The following is a 15,285-nucleotide window of genomic DNA, read 5'->3' as shown; positions in this document are numbered from 1 at the left end:
ATCAACCGCCGCGGACCCAGCCGCCGGTGACCGGGTCGATCGTCGGCGCGGGTGGCGCCGGCCCCTCGTCCCAGGGCCCTCCCTCCCCGAGCGCAGGGCCCGGATCGGGCAGCTCCGCCGTGGTGGCCGAGCCGTCGCCGTGCACCTGCGTGAGGACGTCGACGTGGCCGTCGCCGTCGACGTCGGTGCCGAGGACCAGCGCGTCGGGGCCGGGCACGACGGCGGTGTCGGCCCGGCCGTCGGCGTCGCTGTCGACCGTCGGGGGACCGAGCGTGTGGGCGCCGTCGGGTGCGGTGACGAGCAGCTCGGCGGGCGCGCCCGGATCGATGTGGGTGTCGGGGTGCAGCCCGGGGTCCAGCTCGACCATGTCCCGGAGGCTAGGTCGCGGGCGCCGGGCGTGGGTGCGGTTCGGCGACATCGGTGCCGTCGACCCGGTCCCGCAGCGCGGCGAGGCGCCGCAGGAGGGTCTCGGCGCGATCGCGTCCGTCCCGTGCCTCGGCCGCGACGCGGGCGGCCGCCCGGTCGGCCTCCGCGCGGTCGGCACCGGCGCGGCGCAGCGCGCGCTCGGCGTCGGTGAGGGCGTTGTCGAGCTCGCCCGCCCGGTCGGCGAGCGCGGCGTCGAGCGCGAGGGTCACCTCCCGCTCGGTCGTGATCATGGCGTCGGTGAGCACCCGGTCGAGGTCGCCGCGCACCTCGGCGAGTGCCTCGGCCGACCACTGCCGCAGGTGCGCGCGGTCCGCCGCGAGCCGCCGCGCCCGGGCCACCCACCCGGCGGCGCCGAGCCCGAGCCCCACCGACACCGGGACGAGCGCGGCACCCAGCGCCGCCGGGGCGAGCGGCACCGCGATCAGGGGCAGCAGCGCGAGGCGGGAGAGACCGAGCCCGCCCGAGGCGCCGGCGACGACGAGCAGGCGGTCCTCGGCGGGCCGGGACCGCGGCGGGGGGACGAGGGCGGGCTCGGCGGGCTCGGTGACCCGGAGGGCCGGGAGCTCCGCGGCCGGGACGAGGTCGGCGAGCGTCGCGGCCACGAGGTCCCGCAGCCGCGCGCCGAGGGCCTCGAGCACGCCCGCCGCGAGGGCCTCGACCTCGCCGGCCAGCTCGCGCGGGAGCGCGGCGAGCCCGGTGCGGTCGGCGGTGTCGATGCGGGCGCGCACCGCGACGCCGAGCGCGCGCACCCGCCCGGCGAGGTCGTCGGCGGCGGCCACCCGCGCGGCGGCGAGGTCGGCGCGCCACCGGGTGTGGTGGTCGCGGCGCAGCGCGGCCCGCGCGGCGTGGAGCTCGTCGCGGCGGCGGGCGAGGTCGCCGTCACCCGGTGCCCGCAGGGCCGCCCGCGTCGCCGCCGCCCGTGCGGCCACGCCCTCGAGCTCCGCGGCGAGCAGCCGCAGCGCGTTGGCCTCGGCGAGCATCCGGCGGCGCCGGGCGACGAGCCGGTGCAGCTCCCGCTGCAGCGCGGCGAGCCCGGAGCGGCGGCGCAGGGCCTCGGCGGCGTCGCGCGGCACCTCCTCGGCGCGCCGCGCGAGCGCGGCGGCGACCGGGAACCAGGGCGCGTCGGCCAGCCGCGGGACGTGCTCGGCGACCAGGGCCCGGTCGGCCTCGAGCACCGTGCGCCACCCCCGGTGGGCCTCGGTGCGGGTCAGGGCGAAGACCACGGTGTCGACGCGGTCGGCGGCGCGCCGCAGGGCGTCGAGCTCCTCGGCGCCGAGCGGGGCGGCGGCGTCGGCGAGGACGAGCGCGGCGGTCGCCCCGTCGACCGGCCACGTCCCCGGGTCGGGGGCACGGGCCGGCAGCACGAGGTCCAGCTCCTCCAGCAGCGGGACCGGCGCGCGGTCGTGGGTGAGGTGCAGAGCGCCGCCCGCACCGCGCCCGGGCACGGCGTGCAGGCCCAGGAGCGCGGCGAGCAGCTCCCCGCGGCCCCGCCCCGGTGCGCCGACGAGCACGACGGTCGGGCGGGCCGGGGGCGGCGGGGCGGCGGCACGGGCGGCGGCCTCGGGGTCGAGCCGGGCGAGCAGGGTCGTCAGGTCCTCGCGGGTGCGGGCGACCTGCGCCGGGACGTCCTTCACGGGTCGAGCTCCGCTCTGGTTCGTCTCCCGCTCACGCCGCCCGCCCCGACGTCAGCTCCCGCCAGAGCCCCAGGTAGGTGCGGTGCACGACGTGGGCGAGGTCGGCGATCCGCCGGGGCGAGCCCCAGGCGCCGTAGGCCCGCCACCAGGCCGCCCGCCGCGCCGCGTGGCCGGCGAGCTCGACCGGGCCCGCTCCGGGGCGGCCCAGGCGGACGTCGGGCGGCGCGGCGGTGGCGAGACGGTCGACCTCCTCGAGCAGCTCGACGGGCAGCCCCAGCGCCCCGGCCCACAGCCGAGCGCGGGCCGCGAGCAGCGACCGCTCGGTGAACGCCTCCCGGCGAGCCAGCGCGGCCGTGGCGTCGGCGATCCGCGTGCCCTCGCCGGTGGGGGTCCCGTCACGCGCCTCGGCGCGCGCGCGGTCGTCGGCGAGCGCCGCGAGGTCGCGGACGCCGGCGGTCGCGGCGAGCAGATCGGTCCGCGCGCGGACCTCGTCCTGCAGCCGGGACACCAGCGTCGCGAGCCCGGACGCGGCGAGCAGCGCGTCGCAGAGCTCGCCGACCCCGGCGGCCGCGTCCGCGCGCAGCAGCGCGAGACCGAGTGCCAGACCCCGCAGGTCGAGGAGGTCGAGCAGCCTGCGGCGCGTGTCGACGGGCACGGGCAGGTCGGCGGTGGCGAACAGCTCGGCGTCGAGCATCGCCACCTCGAGCACCGCGGGGTCCGCCCCGGCGAGGACCCGCAGGGCCCCCACGTCCTCCGTGCGCAGCGCCCCGGTGACGGCGGTCTCGGCGAGCAGGCCGATCGCCGGGGTCACCGGACCGACGCGGTCGCCGAGCCGGCGTCCGAGCTCGACCGCCTGCTCGCGCCCGTCGTCGGGGCCCACGGTGTCGGCCCGCCCGAGCACGGCGATCACCCCGGCGGGCCCGTGCGCGGCGGGGCCGGGCAGGACGTCGAGGTCACCGGGGTGCGCCGTCGCCGGGAGCACGACGAGCGCGGCGTCCGCGTGGGCGCCGCCGGCCACGCCGTCCGGGCGGCGCGCCGACCCCGTCCCGGGTGTGTCGATCACCGTCAGGGCATCGAGCGCCGCGCTGGTGAGCGTGACGACGAGGTGGTCGACGTCGTCGGGCCGCACGCCCAGCCGGTCGCCCACCGCCGCGGGCACCCGGCCGCCGGCGGCGAGCGGCAGCGGCCGCCGGGACCCGTCGACGAGCACGACGTCGAGGCGGTCCGCGGGGCCGCGCACGTAATGGGCGGTCAGGCCGGTGCACTCGCCCGCGCCGGTCGGGGCGACACGACGTCCGACCAGCGCGTTGACCAGCGTGGACTTGCCCGACGAGACCGGGCCCGCCACGACGAGCGAGGGCGTCGCGAGCATCCGGGCGGCGACGGCCTCCACCGCGTCGGCCGTCGGCAACGACACCCGCGGGCCGAGCGCGCGGCATGTCGCCACGACGGCGCTGCGCAAGGGGCCCACAGTGGTCGCACAGTAGGCGCCCCACCCGTCACGCAGGTCCCGGTCCACACACGTCGCCGAGGGTTTCGCGTGATCGCCCGTCAGGGGAGACTGCTCACGAACCGTCACCCGGGAGGGGAAGCGCCTGTGCTCGACACCGGCACGTACATCTTCATCGTCGTGACCGGCGCGATCCTCACCATCGTCGTCGGCCAGATCCTCATGCGCTCGGGCATCGGTTTCCTGCGTGACGTCTTCGACTCCGAAGAGGTCGCGGTGTCGACCAACCGCCTCCTCGGGGTGCTGTTCCACCTGGTCGCGCTGGGCTTCCTGGCCCTCATCTCGACGTTCCGGCCGTTCGACGTCCAGGGCACCGTGCAGATCGTCGTCACGCAGCTCGGCGGCGTCATGCTGGTGCTCGGCGTCCTGCACGGGCTGACGCTGCTGCTCCTCTCCCGGGTCCGCAGCCGGCGCCGCAGCGAGACCCTCGAGTCGGAGATGAGCGCCCAGTACGAGGAGTCGCGCCGCGCCCGGCAGAGTCCGCGACAGCAGGTGATCGAGGGCGGTCCCCCGTCCGGCGGCACCGCGCACTGAGCACCCGTCACCGTGGGGGCCTTCCGGGCGGTCCGATCGCCCGACCGGGTCATCCGGGGTCGAACGGCTAACCCACGGCGAGACCGCAACGATGGACGGGTGTGACCCTCGTCCCCTTGACCCGGCGCCCGGCACGTGTCGCCGAGCCGCTGACCCTGCCGTTGCCGCGTCTGTCCGACGTCGTGCACCCGGTGACGGCCACCTTCGGCTCCGCCGGCTGGACGCTGCGCTTCGGCGCGTCCGGTCAGCAGGTCGTCGTCGATCGCCTCGCCGACGCCGCCGGGGCGGCCCGCCGGCTCGTCGCCTCGGTGCTGGGCGTCCCGGCCGGATCCGTCCGGACCCGCATCACCCCCGACCGAACCACCCTCACCTCGCTGCGACGTCACTGAGTTCGTCGCGCCGTCCCGGCACGGTCCCGACCGCGAATCCCGTGTGAAGATCGGGGGATGCCCCCCGAGCACGACACGCTGCCGACGCCCGACGGTGACGTCGTCGAGGGGACGGTCCCGCGGCGCTCGGTGGTGAGCTTCACCGACCGCGGCGGGCGGATGACCGCCGGCCAGCAACGGGCGTGGGACCGCCTCTGGCCGCGCCTCGGCGCCGCGGGCCCCGGCTTCGAGCGGGACGGCTCCGCCCCTCCGCCGCGCGACGGCGACGGCCGGCTCGACGCCCGGGCGTGGTTCGGGCGCGTGGCCCCGCTGCGTCTCGAGATCGGCTCCGGGATGGGCGAGACGACCGCGGCCCTCGCCGCGGCGGAGCCCGACACCGATCACGTCGCCGTCGAGGTCTACCCGCCCGGGCTCGCCCAGCTGCTCATGCGCGTCGAGGAGCGCGGGCTGGGCAACCTCCGGCTCCTGCGCGGCGACGCGGTGACCGTGCTCGAGGACCTCGTCGCGCCCGACTCCCTCGCCGGGCTGCGGGTGTTCTACCCCGACCCTTGGCCCAAGCGCCGCCACCACAAACGCCGCCTCGTCCAGCCCGCCACGGTCGCGCTGATGGCCTCCCGGCTGGCGCCCGGAGCGACCCTGCACCTCGCCACCGACGTCGCCGACTACGCCGACCGGATGCGCGAGGTCACCGACGCCGAACCCCTGCTGGAGAACCCGCACGGGGGGTTCGCGCCGCGCCCGCCGTGGCGTCCCCGCACCAAGTTCGAGGCCCGCGCCGAGCAGGAGGGCCGGCCCAGCCGCGACCTCCTGCTGGTGCGGCGCACTCCCGAGGGAGGCGAGTCCTGAGCACGCGTCGCGTCCGCCGCCGGGCGGTTAGAGTCGGGCCCGTGTCGCCGTCCCCCTCGCCCGCCGATCTGGCCACCCCGCCCGCTGCCCTCTCGGGCGGGATCGAGGACGCCGGCGACCTCGCCGCGACGGACGCCCCGCCGGCGCGCACCCTGCTGGTCTGGGACGCGCCCAACATCGACATGAGCCTCGGCTCGCTGCTCGGCACCCGCCCCACGTCGGCGTTCCGCCCGCGCTTCGACGCCGTCGGCCGCTGGCTTCTCGGCGAGGCCGGCCCCGAGGGCGTCGCCGAGGCCACGGTGTTCACCAACGTCGTCCCGGGCTCCACCGAGATCGTCCGGCCGTGGGTCGAGGCGCTGCGCAACGTCGGCTTCGCCGTGTTCGCCAAGCCGAAGGTCGTCGAGGACTCCGACGTCGACGAGGACATGCTCGCCCACATCGAGCTGCGGCGGACCGAGGGCGGGCTCGCGCACGTCGTCGTGGCCTCGGGGGACGGGCGCGCGTTCCGCGAGCCGCTCGAGGATCTCGTGGCGCAGGGCATCACGGTCACGGTGATCGGCTTTCGGGAGTACGCCGCGTTCGCGGTGGCCTCCGAGATCGTCGACTTCCTCGACCTCGAGGACATCGACGGCGTGTTCCGCGAGCCGCTGCCGCGCGTCAGCCTTGACACCCTGCCCGACGACGGCGCCTGGCTGCCGCCGCTGCGGTCCCTGCGCTCGCTGCTGGAGCGCTGAGTCCGCGCCGAGCACTGGGGGACGACGCCCGAGGAGCGGGCGCGGCACACCCCGGCCGACGCGCTCGTCCCCGCGCCGCGTGCCCGGTGGACGCGGGGCGTCACGTCCACGGCGCCGCCCGCGACGCTGTGGCGCTGGGTCTGCCAGCTCACCGTCGCGCCGTACAGCTACGACGTCCTCGACAACATCGCATGGTCGAGCGCCACGCCGTTCGTCTCCCGCACGTCCGCCGCAGCCCGCGGACCCTGACCCCGGGCGCCGACGAGCTCCGCGTCGGGCAGCGGCTGCTCGTCCTGTTCCTCGTCGACTCGTTCGCGCCGGGCGAGCACCTCACCCTGCGGCGGGCCCGCCCGGGACGGGGCCCGGTCGCCGAGTTCGCGATCACCTACGCGGTGACGCCGGACCCATGCGGCTCCCGTCTGGTGGCGACGGTGGTCATCGGCGGCACCCGCCGTGGCGCGCTGCTGCGTCGGCTGCTCGCCATGGGCGACCTGGTGATGATGCAACGACAGCTCCGGACGTTGGCCGCCCTCGCCTCACGATCGTGACGACCGGAAGAACGCGTTCGCCGCCGGACGGAACATGAGCACCAGCGCGACGACGACGGCGGCGAGGTGCGCGGTCCGCAGCACGACCACCGCGATCTCGGCGCCGCCCGCCCCGGCGAGGTACTCGACGGGGGAGGCGCCCGTCGAGAGCCACGTGATCGGCTCGACGACCAGTGACGCGGTCCCCACCACCCCGAGCAGCACGGCGAGCGTCCACCGCACGGCGTTGCGGCCGGTCGGCAGGGCGAGCACGAGGGCGACCACCCCGGCGTAGACCAGGGCGCGCTTGACCAGCGCGTCGGGACCGGGAGGGTCCGGCAGGGCGAGGTGGACCAGGGTCTCGGCGACCCCGGCGCCGACGGCCAGCAGCCAGACGACGACCGCGGCGCGCACGGGACGGGGGACGGGAGGTGCGGCGGTGAGGCTCGACATGCCGGCCACGCTCCGCCGCGCCCGGCGCCCCGGACAGCCGGCAGGCGCCCCGTTCGCGGTGGGGTTGTCCCTACCCTGACCCGGAGGAGCACCGGCTGGGGGCGGCCGGGCGGGGCGAGCAGGGTCCGGAGGCATGACCGAGATGACGCTCGCCGGACCGCCCGTCGAGGACGCCGCCCGCCCGCACGACGATCCCGCTCCCGGCTTCTGGCCCCGCGTCGGCTACCTGCTGGCGGGGCTGCCGCTGGGCGTCGCGGCGTTCGCGGTGGCGGTCGCGGGGTTCGTCCTGGGCGTGTCGACGCTCGTGGTGTGGCTCGGCGTCCCCGTCCTCGCCGCGACGCTCTGGGCCTGCCGGGGTCTCAGCACCGTGGAGCGCCGCAGCACCGAGCGCGTCACCGGCCGCGACCTGCCGCCCCACCACTACCGGGTCGCCGTCCCCGGTGCGGGCCGCCCGGCGGTGTCGCTCGCGATGGTCCGCGACCCGCAGGCCTGGCGCGACGTCCTGCACGCCGTCATCGCCTTCCCGGTGCGGCTCGCGGCGGCCGTGCTCGTCGTCGCGTGGGGCGTCGGCGGGCTCGGCGGGCTGTTCTTCGTCGCCTGGGAGTGGGCGCTGCCCGACGACCGCCACGGCCTGTCCTGGCTGGTCACCGGCACCACCTCGCGGCCGGCGGAGATCGTCGTCAACACGGTGCTCGGCGCGGTCGCGCTCGCCCTGCTCCCGTGGCTGGTCCGCGCGCTGGTCGCGCTCCGGGCCGGGCTCGCGCGAGGCCTGCTGACCAACCAGACGGCGGCCCTGCGCGCCCGCGCCGATGAGCTCGCGGCCGGACGCCGCGCCGCCGTGGCCGCCGAGGCGACCACGTTGCGCCGCCTCGAGCGCGACCTGCACGACGGGCCGCAGCAGCGGCTCGTGCGGATGACGATTGACCTGGAGGCCACGTCGCGCCGCCTCGACGACGACCCGGAGCGGGCCCGCCCCCTGCTCGACGAGGCGATCACCCAGAGCCGTGAGGCCCTCGCCGAGCTGCGCGCGCTGTCCCGCGGGATCGCGCCGCCCGTCCTGGCCGACCGGGGCCTCGACGCCGCGCTCGGCGCGGCCGCCGCCCGCAGCCCGCTGCCGGTGACGCTCCACGTCGCCGTCCCCGCCCGGTTGCCCGCCGCCGTCGAGACCACCGCGTACTACGTCGTCACCGAGGCGCTGACCAACGTGGCCAAGCACGCCGACGCGTCGCAGGCGACGGTGACGGCGGTCGTCGACGACGACCGGCTCGTCGTCTCGGTGGCCGACGACGGCCGCGGCGGCGCGCACTCCGGCAAGGGCCACGGCCTGGCCGGGCTCGCCGACCGCGTCGCGACCGTCGACGGGACGCTGGCGATCACCAGCCCGGCCGGCGGGCCGACGGTGCTCACCGCGAGCCTGCCGGTGCGGGAGGGCTGATGCGCGTCGTGCTCGCCGAGGACTCCGTCCTCCTGCGGGAGGGGTTGGTCCGGCTGCTCGGGGAGTACGGGGCCGAGGTCGTGGCGGCGGTCGGGGACGGCGGGGCGCTGGTCGACGCCGTCGTGGCGCACCGCCCGGACGTCGCCGTCGTCGACGTGCGGATGCCGCCGGACTTCACCGACGAGGGGCTGCGCGCGGCCCTGCGCGCCCGCCGGGAGGTGCCCGGCACGGCGGTGCTCGTCCTGTCGCAGTACGTCGAGATGTCCTACGCGGCGGATCTCCTCCGGGACGGCGGCGGCGTCGGTTACCTGCTCAAGGACCGGGTCACCCGCCTGGAGGACCTCGCCGACGCCCTGGCGCGGATCACGGCCGGCGGCAGCGTGCTCGATCCCGAGGTGGTCTCGGCGCTCTTCGCCCGGCAGGACCCCCTCGCGGCGCTCACGGCGCGGGAGCGCGAGGTGCTGGCGCTGGTGGCGGAGGGGCGTTCCAACACGGCGATCGCCCGGGGCCTGACCCTGTCGCAGGGCGCGGTCGAGAAGCACGTGTCGTCGATCTTCGACAAGCTCGGTCTCGCCCGCGACGCCGCGGACGACCACCGCCGCGTCCTGGCCGTCCTGGCGTGGTTCGGTCTGGGGCGCTGAGAGACTGGGTCCCGTGAGCCAGCGTCTCCACGCCCCCGTGGTCCTGCCCTGCGACGAGCGCATGACCGTCCTGCGCGACGCGGTGGTCGACGTCGACGACGCCGGGCGGATCGTGCACGTCGGCCCCCTCGCCGCGGCTCCGGCCACCGACGCGCCGACGACGCGGGTCAACGGCCTGCTCATGCCGGGCCTGGTCAACACCCACGCCCACACCCCGCTCGCCGTCCTGCGCGGCATGGGCGGCGACCTGCCGCTGATGCGCTGGCTCATGGAGGTCATCTGGCCGGCCGAGGCCAAGCTCGACGGCGGCGACGTGCGCGCGGGGATGCTCGCGGGCTCCGCCGAGATGCTGCGCGGCGGGGTCACGACGTCGGCCGAGATGTACTTCCAGTGCGAGCACGTCGTCGAGGCCGTGCTCGAGATCGGGTCCCGGGTGGTGCTGACGCCGGGGATCATCACCGCGCCGGGGATGGAACGCCTCGGCACCTGGCAGCAGATGCGCGACGCGATCAGCCGGTGGATCGACGCCGATGGGCTGCGCTTCGGGCCCGGCGAGCGGGTCGAGCTCGGCTACGGGCCGCACGCGGCGTACACGCTGCCCACCGAGGCGATCGTGACCACCGCGGGACTCGCGAAGGAGCGCGGCGCGCTGATGCACCTCCACGTCGCCGAGGCGCCGGGCGAGGACGACGCCGTCCGCGCCGAGTTCGGGTCGGTGCCGGCGATGCTCGAGTCGACGGGCTCGCTGGGGGGACGGGTGCTCGCCGCGCACGCCATCCAGCTCTCCGACGCCGACATCGCGATCCTCGCCCGCCACGACGTCGCCGTCGCCCACTGCCCCGGCTCCAACGCCAAGCTCGCGGCCGGCGTCGCCCGTGTCGCCGACCTGCGCGCGGCGGGCGTCCGGATGGGCCTGGGCACCGACTCGCCCGCGTCGAACGACGACCTCGACCTCTGGGAGGAGCAGCGCCTCGCCTCGCTGTTCGCCCGCCAGCGCGGCGCCGACGCCACCGCGCTGACCGCCGGGACCGCGCTGGCGCTGGCGACGCGGGAGGGTGCGAAGGCCCTGGGCCGCGACGACCTCGGGGTGCTGGAGCCGGGCGCCTGGGCCGACCTCGTGCACGTCTCGCTCGACGACGCCGCCTTCGTCGACCCGGACGACGACGAGCAGCTGATCTCCAACCTCGTCTGGGCCAGCGGCGCCCGCGGGGTGCGCGATGTGTGGGTGGCGGGCGAGCCGGTGCTCGCCGACGGCGCCCTGACGCGCGTGGCCCCCGGCGAGGTGCTCGCCGGGGCCCGCCGCGTGGCCGCCAAGGTCAAGGCCTGATGTGAGCAGTTGGCGCCCCTACCGGGGCGCCAACTGCTCACGTAGGCCGAATGCCACCACCAGGGCGGCGGCGAGGACGAGGGCACCGGCGACGAGGTAGGCGGCGCGGAAGCCCTCGGCCTGCGCCAGGAGCGGGGCGACACCCTCCGACGCCGGTGCCCGGGCGCGTCCCGACGCCACGGCCGCGAGCACCGCGATCCCGATCGCGCCGCCGACCTGCTGGCCGGTGTTGGCGAGCCCCGAGGTCAGCCCGGCGGTGTCGGCGTCCGCGTCGCTCATGACCACCGAGGTCACCGACGGCATCACGAGCCCCGCGCCGAGCCCGAGGAGCAGCAGCGCCGGCAGGAGGTCGGTGAGGTAGTCGGCGCCGGGGACGAGCACGAGCACCGCGAAGCCGGCGAGCAGGAGCCCCAGCCCCGCGAGCAGCACGCGGCGGGCGGTCCACCGTGCGATCAGGGGCCCGGCGGCCCGCAGCGCGACGACCCCGATCACGGCGGCGACCGGCACCATCGCGAGCCCGGTGGCGGCCGGCGAGTAGCCGAGCACCTGCTGCAGGAACAGCGCGGTGGCGAACTGGAAGCCCATCATCGCGGCGATCGTCAGCACCTGGGCGAGGTTGCCCAGCGACACCGACCGCGAGCGCAGCACCCGCGGCGGGACGAGCGGGGCGGCGCCGAGGGCCTGGCGGGCGCCGAAGCCCGCGAGCAGCACGAGCGCCGCCACCCCGGCGATCCACGAGACCTCCACGATCGCGAACACGAGCGCGGCCAGCCCGAGGGTCACGAGCACGGCGCCGAGCAGGTCCGGGCGGGTCCCGTCGCGGCGCGGGGGGTCCGCGGCCACGTACCGCAGCACCAGCACCGTCGCCGCCACGCCGATCGGCACGTTGATGATGAAGATCGCGCGCCACCCGACGGCCTCGGTGAGCACCCCGCCGAGCAGCAGGCCCAGCGAGGCGCCCGCGGCGCCGACGAACGCGTAGGCGCCGAGCGCCCGGGCGCGGGCGGCGTCGTCGTCGTCGAACAGCGACACCACCATCCCCAGCACCACCGACGACGCCAGCGCGGCGGCGACGCCCTGGACCGCGCGGGCCGCCACGAGCACGGCGGGGCCCGTGGCCAGCCCGCAGGCGAGCGAGGCGAGGACGAAGAGCACGAGGCCCGCCACGAGCATCCGGCGGCGACCCACCAGGTCGCCGAGACGCCCGGCGAGCAGGAGCAGCCCGCCGAGCGGGACGAGGTAGGCGTTGACGGTCCACGACAGCCCGACCTCGGTGAAGCCCAGGTCGTCGCGGAGGGCGGGCAGGGCGACGCTGACGATCGTCCCGTCCAAGATGATCATGAGCATGGACGTGCTGAGTGCCGCGAGCGCGATCCAGGGGGACGCGGTGCGGCGGTCGGCGAGCAGCATGGTCCGACCGTAGCAGAACGTCTATTTCGGAACTATCCTCAAAGGGACCTTCACGCCCGGGACGACCGGCGTGGCGGGCGGACGTCCGCGCCCCCGCGCAGCGGCCCCTCGACGAGCCGGGTCAGCCCGTCGACGACGACGTCGCGATCCGCGCCGAGCGCCCCGAGGACCTCGTCGTACAGGCCCTGGATGACGGTCGCGGCCTTCTCCACGAGCGCCTCGCCCTCGGCGGTGGTCTCGACCAGCCGGGCCCGGCGGTCGGTGGGCGAGGGCACGCGGCGGGCGAGACCGGCGCGCTCGAGGCCGTCGAGCGTGGTGACCATCGTGGTCTTGTCGAGCAGGGCCTCCTCGGCGATCTGGCCCTGGGTGCGGTCGGCCCAGGAGGCCTTGTCGAGCACGCAGTACTGCCGCGCAGTGAGCCCGAGGTCCGCGAGCGCCGTGGTCATCCGCGCGGCCAGCGACTCGCTCGTCCTGTCGAGGAGGAAGCTCAGGTCCGGGGTCACGCGCGCCATGTCGTCACATTACGGGACGATCCAGAACGGGACGATCTGCCGGCCCGTTCGGGCAGTGCGCCGGGTCCGGGGCCGTGGCTAGTGTCCGGGCCATGAGTGGCGAGTACCGGCAGGCCTACGACCGCAGCATGACCGACCCCGACGGCTTCTGGCGCGAGGCCGCCGGTCTCATCGACTGGTACCGCGAGCCCGACACGATCATGGACGCGTCGCGCCTGCCGTTCTCGAAGTGGTTCGCCGGCGGCGAGCTCAACACCTGCCACAACGCCCTCGACCGCCACGTCGACGCCGGCCGCGCCGACCAGGTCGCGCTGGTCCACGACTCGCCGGTCACCGACAGCCGCCAGCGCTACACCTACCGCGAACTGCGCGACCGTGTCGCCGCGTTCGCGGGCGTCCTGCGCTCGGTGGGCGTCGACAAGGGCGACCGCGTGATCATCTACATGCCGATGATCCCCGAGGCCGCCGTCGCGATGCTGGCCTGCGCGCGTCTCGGCGCGGTCCACTCGGTGGTCTTCGGCGGCTTCGCCGCCCGCGAGCTCGCGGTGCGCATCGACGACGCGCAGCCCTCGGCGATCGTCAGCGCATCGTGCGGCATCGAGGGCAAGCGCGTCATCGAGTACAAGCCCTTGCTGGACAAGGCCATCGAGCTGGCCTCGCACGACCCGGGCCGCTCGATCGTCTTCCAGCGCCCGCAGTACACCGCCGAGATGACCGAGCGCGATGTCGACTGGGCCGAGGCGGTCCAGGGCGCCGAGCCGGCCGAGTGCGTGCCGGTCCAGGCCACCGATCCGCTCTACGTCCTCTACACCTCCGGCACCACCGGCAAGCCCAAGGGCGTCCAGCGCGACAACGGCGGTCACGCGGTCGCGCTGGCCTGGTCGATGACCAACGTCTACGACGTGGGGCCGGGCGAGGTCATGTTCACCGCGTCCGACGTCGGCTGGGTCGTCGGGCACTCCTACATCGTCTACGCGCCGCTGCTCATCGGGGCGACCACGGTGCTCTACGAGGGCAAGCCGATCGGGACCCCCGACGCGGGCCAGTTCTGGCGCGTGGTCCAGGAGCACCGGGTGAAGGCGCTGTTCACCGCGCCGACCGCGTTCCGGGGCATCAAGAAGGAGGACCCGGACGCGGTCCTGCTGCGCGACTACGACATCTCGACGCTGGAGACGCTCTTCCTCGCCGGCGAGCGCCTCGACCCGGAGACCTGGACGTGGGCGTCGGAGAAGCTCGGCGTGCCGGTGGTCGACCACTGGTGGCAGACCGAGACGGGCTGGCCGATCGCGGCGAACCTGCGCGGCCTCGAGCCGATGGAGCTCAAGGCCGGCTCACCGTCGGTGCCCGTCCCCGGCTACCAGGTGGAGATCCTCGACGTCGACGGCACCGTGCTGCCGCACGGCGACGAGGGCGCCATCACCATCAAGCTGCCGCTGCCGCCGGGCTGCCTGCAGACGCTGTGGAACGACGACGAGCGCTTCCGCGAGTCGTACATGTCGCGCTACGAGGGCTACTACCTCACCGGCGACGGCGGCTACCTCGACGAGGACGGCTACCTCTACGTCATGGGCCGCACCGACGACGTCATCAACGTCGCCGGGCACCGCCTGTCCACCGGGTCGATGGAGGAGGTCCTCTCCGGGCACCAGGACGTCGCCGAGTGCGCCGTCATCGGGGTCTACGACTCGATGAAGGGCCAGGTCCCGCGCGGCTTCGTCGTGCTCAAGGCCGGCGTCGAGCGCGACGAGGCCGAGCTCTCCGCCGAGCTCGTCGCGATGGTCCGCGACGAGGTCGGCGCCGTCGCGTCGTTCAAGAACGTCGCGGTGGTGCCGGCCCTGCCCAAGACCCGCTCGGGCAAGGTCCTGCGCAAGACCATGCGCGGCATCGCCGACGGCAAGGACGAGGCCGTCCCGTCGACGATCGACGACGCGAGCGTGCTGGACACCCTGCGCCCGGTGCTCCAGAAGGGCCCGGGTGCCTGACGGCACGTGAGCACTTCGGAGTGCCGGAGCACTCCGAAGTGCTCACGTGCGCGGAGCGCACCTACGACGGGAAGTCGGCGCCGACGGCCGTCTCCCGCCAGGCCGCGGCCTCGTCGATGCGCTGCTGCCAGAGCTTCGGCGCCAGGTCGGCGGCCAGCGCGCCGAGCAGGAGGCGCCGGGGCGGGTCCTGTGTGGAGACGACGCGGATCATCGCCTCGCCCGCGCGGCGCGGGTCGCCGGGCTGCGTGAACGCCTGCGAGCCGTCCATCGCCGCCCGCCGCGGTCCGAGCACCTCGTCGTAGGCGTGCATCGGGGTCGCGCGGACCATGCTGCCGCCGTTCCAGTCGGTGCGGAACGGGCCCGGCTCGACGATCGTGACCTTGATGTCGAAGGGCTCGACCTCCTGGGCCAGCGACTCCGCCATGCCCTCGAGGCCCCACTTCGTGGCGTGGTACAGGCCGGTGTTGGGGAACGCGCCGACGCCGCCGATGCTCGAGATGGGCAGGATGTGGCCGCGACGCTGGGCGCGCATGGTCGGCAGCACGGCCTGCATCGACCACAGCGCGCCGAACAGGTTCACCTCGACCTGGCGCCGCGCCTCGTCCTCGCCGACCTCCTCGACACCGCCGGCCAGCCCGTAACCGGCGTTGGCGACGAGCACATCGATGCGTCCGGTCTCGGCGGCGACCTCGTCGGTCACCGCGAACACCGCGTGGCGGTCGGTGACGTCGAGGTCGCGGGCGAGCAGCCGGTCGCCGTACTTCGTGGCGAGGTCGTCGAGGGCGCCCGCGTCCCGGGCGGTCGCGACGACGCGGTCGCCGGACTCCAGCACGGTCTCGACCAGGGCACGGCCCAGACCGCGGGACGCGCCGGTCACGAGCCAGGTTCGTTCGCTCATGTCCCCGGCGTACCCCGCCGGAGCCGC

16 protein-coding genes are annotated in these 15,285 nt (G+C 76.0%); 9 read left to right on the top strand and 7 right to left on the bottom strand.

Features of this window, described 5'->3' with window-relative positions:
• Window position 1 precedes the first annotated feature (1 nt).
• The 3 genes from ACR9E3_RS03555 to ACR9E3_RS03545 are packed head-to-tail and all read right to left on the bottom strand — an operon-like array spanning window position 2 to window position 3,522.
• Window positions 2-367, bottom strand: a complete 366-nt coding sequence (locus tag ACR9E3_RS03555; protein ID WP_460378556.1) for a DUF6802 family protein — start codon at window positions 365-367, stop codon at window positions 2-4.
• A 10-nt stretch (window positions 368-377) separates the two neighbouring features.
• Entirely contained in the window at window positions 378-2,060 is a 1,683-nt protein-coding gene (locus ACR9E3_RS03550) for a hypothetical protein (protein ID WP_460378554.1), read from the bottom strand.
• A 31-nt stretch (window positions 2,061-2,091) separates the two neighbouring features.
• Window positions 2,092-3,522, bottom strand: a complete 1,431-nt coding sequence (locus ACR9E3_RS03545; protein WP_460378552.1) for a dynamin family protein — start codon at window positions 3,520-3,522, stop codon at window positions 2,092-2,094.
• A 135-nt stretch (window positions 3,523-3,657) separates the two neighbouring features.
• Between ACR9E3_RS03545 and ACR9E3_RS03540 the strand changes: the two genes are divergently transcribed.
• The 5 genes from ACR9E3_RS03540 to ACR9E3_RS03520 all read left to right on the top strand — a co-directional run bounded on the left by ACR9E3_RS03540 (window position 3,658) and on the right by ACR9E3_RS03520 (window position 6,621).
• Window positions 3,658-4,104, top strand: coding sequence for a hypothetical protein (locus ACR9E3_RS03540; RefSeq protein WP_285651424.1), 447 nt, complete (start codon window positions 3,658-3,660; stop codon window positions 4,102-4,104).
• A gap of 101 nt (window positions 4,105-4,205) precedes the next feature.
• Window positions 4,206-4,493: a hypothetical protein gene (locus ACR9E3_RS03535; RefSeq protein ID WP_460378550.1), complete on the top strand. Its 288-nt coding sequence runs from the start codon at window positions 4,206-4,208 to the stop codon at window positions 4,491-4,493.
• 159 nt (window positions 4,494-4,652) lie between these two features.
• The gene (trmB, locus tag ACR9E3_RS03530; protein ID WP_460379065.1) at window positions 4,653-5,339 is read left to right on the top strand and encodes a tRNA (guanosine(46)-N7)-methyltransferase TrmB; all 687 of its coding nucleotides are present in this window, start codon (window positions 4,653-4,655) and stop codon (window positions 5,337-5,339) included.
• 41 nt (window positions 5,340-5,380) lie between these two features.
• The gene (locus ACR9E3_RS03525) at window positions 5,381-6,073 is read left to right on the top strand and encodes an NYN domain-containing protein (protein WP_460378548.1); all 693 of its coding nucleotides are present in this window, start codon (window positions 5,381-5,383) and stop codon (window positions 6,071-6,073) included.
• A 191-nt stretch (window positions 6,074-6,264) separates the two neighbouring features.
• On the top strand, window positions 6,265-6,621 hold the full coding sequence (locus tag ACR9E3_RS03520; RefSeq protein WP_460378546.1) for a hypothetical protein: 357 nt from the start codon (window positions 6,265-6,267) through the stop codon (window positions 6,619-6,621).
• Here ACR9E3_RS03520 and ACR9E3_RS03515 read toward each other — a convergent pair.
• A complete protein-coding gene (locus ACR9E3_RS03515) occupies window positions 6,610-7,053 on the bottom strand; it encodes a hypothetical protein (RefSeq protein ID WP_460378544.1) in 444 nt (147 codons plus the stop codon). The two genes, ACR9E3_RS03520 and ACR9E3_RS03515, sit on opposite strands and share 12 nt — an antisense overlap.
• Window positions 7,054-7,186: 133 nt before the next feature.
• On the opposite strand from ACR9E3_RS03515, the gene ACR9E3_RS03510 reads away from it, so the two are divergent.
• From ACR9E3_RS03510 to ACR9E3_RS03500, 3 genes are read left to right on the top strand one after another with little or no spacing between them, the layout of a single operon-like run.
• A complete protein-coding gene (locus ACR9E3_RS03510) occupies window positions 7,187-8,488 on the top strand; it encodes a sensor histidine kinase (protein WP_460378542.1) in 1,302 nt (433 codons plus the stop codon).
• Window positions 8,488-9,129 carry a response regulator transcription factor gene (locus tag ACR9E3_RS03505; RefSeq protein WP_460378540.1) on the top strand — a complete coding sequence of 214 codons (642 nt, stop codon included), beginning with the start codon at window positions 8,488-8,490 and terminating at the stop codon, window positions 9,127-9,129. Before ACR9E3_RS03510 ends, ACR9E3_RS03505 begins: the two co-directional genes overlap by 1 nt.
• A 13-nt stretch (window positions 9,130-9,142) precedes the next feature.
• Complete coding sequence (locus ACR9E3_RS03500) at window positions 9,143-10,456, top strand: amidohydrolase family protein (protein ID WP_460378538.1); 1,314 nt, start codon at window positions 9,143-9,145, stop codon at window positions 10,454-10,456.
• Between the two features lie 18 nt (window positions 10,457-10,474).
• On the opposite strand, the gene ACR9E3_RS03495 is transcribed toward ACR9E3_RS03500, so the two are convergent.
• Together ACR9E3_RS03495 and ACR9E3_RS03490 are read right to left on the bottom strand one after the other, a co-directional pair.
• Window positions 10,475-11,866, bottom strand: coding sequence for an MFS transporter (locus ACR9E3_RS03495; protein ID WP_460378536.1), 1,392 nt, complete (start codon window positions 11,864-11,866; stop codon window positions 10,475-10,477).
• Window positions 11,867-11,916: 50 nt separating this feature from the next.
• The gene (locus tag ACR9E3_RS03490) at window positions 11,917-12,378 is read right to left on the bottom strand and encodes a MarR family winged helix-turn-helix transcriptional regulator (RefSeq protein ID WP_460378534.1); all 462 of its coding nucleotides are present in this window, start codon (window positions 12,376-12,378) and stop codon (window positions 11,917-11,919) included.
• A gap of 92 nt (window positions 12,379-12,470) precedes the next feature.
• Between ACR9E3_RS03490 and ACR9E3_RS03485 the strand changes: the two genes are divergently transcribed.
• Window positions 12,471-14,360 (top strand): propionyl-CoA synthetase, encoded by a 1,890-nt coding sequence (locus ACR9E3_RS03485; protein WP_460378531.1) that lies wholly within the window; start codon window positions 12,471-12,473, stop codon window positions 14,358-14,360.
• A 61-nt stretch (window positions 14,361-14,421) separates the two neighbouring features.
• Here ACR9E3_RS03485 and ACR9E3_RS03480 read toward each other — a convergent pair whose 3' ends face one another.
• Window positions 14,422-15,258 (bottom strand): oxidoreductase, encoded by an 837-nt coding sequence (locus ACR9E3_RS03480; protein WP_460378529.1) that lies wholly within the window; start codon window positions 15,256-15,258, stop codon window positions 14,422-14,424.
• Window positions 15,259-15,285: the final 27 nt, after the last annotated feature.

Source organism: Actinomycetospora sp. C-140 (assembly GCF_054796175.1).
The sequence above is the reverse complement of the archived record's forward strand: the minus strand, read 5'-3'. Positions and strand labels throughout refer to the sequence as shown.

Bases quoted from the DNA above. Each gene is read 5' to 3' on its own strand.
- ACR9E3_RS03555 (WP_460378556.1), bottom strand. From the start codon at position 367: ATGGTCGAGCTGGACCCCGGGCTGCACCCCGACACCCACATCGATCCG.
- trmB (WP_460379065.1), top strand. From the start codon at position 4,653: ATGACCGCCGGCCAGCAACGGGCGTGGGACCGCCTCTGGCCGCGCCTC.
- ACR9E3_RS03520 (WP_460378546.1), top strand. From the start codon at position 6,265: ATGGTCGAGCGCCACGCCGTTCGTCTCCCGCACGTCCGCCGCAGCCCG.
- ACR9E3_RS03515 (WP_460378544.1), bottom strand. From the start codon at position 7,053: ATGTCGAGCCTCACCGCCGCACCTCCCGTCCCCCGTCCCGTGCGCGCC.
- ACR9E3_RS03510 (WP_460378542.1), top strand. From the start codon at position 7,187: ATGACCGAGATGACGCTCGCCGGACCGCCCGTCGAGGACGCCGCCCGC.
- ACR9E3_RS03505 (WP_460378540.1), top strand. From the start codon at position 8,488: ATGCGCGTCGTGCTCGCCGAGGACTCCGTCCTCCTGCGGGAGGGGTTG.
- ACR9E3_RS03495 (WP_460378536.1), bottom strand. From the start codon at position 11,866: ATGCTGCTCGCCGACCGCCGCACCGCGTCCCCCTGGATCGCGCTCGCG.
- ACR9E3_RS03490 (WP_460378534.1), bottom strand. From the start codon at position 12,378: ATGGCGCGCGTGACCCCGGACCTGAGCTTCCTCCTCGACAGGACGAGC.
- ACR9E3_RS03485 (WP_460378531.1), top strand. From the start codon at position 12,471: ATGAGTGGCGAGTACCGGCAGGCCTACGACCGCAGCATGACCGACCCC.
- ACR9E3_RS03480 (WP_460378529.1), bottom strand. From the start codon at position 15,258: ATGAGCGAACGAACCTGGCTCGTGACCGGCGCGTCCCGCGGTCTGGGC.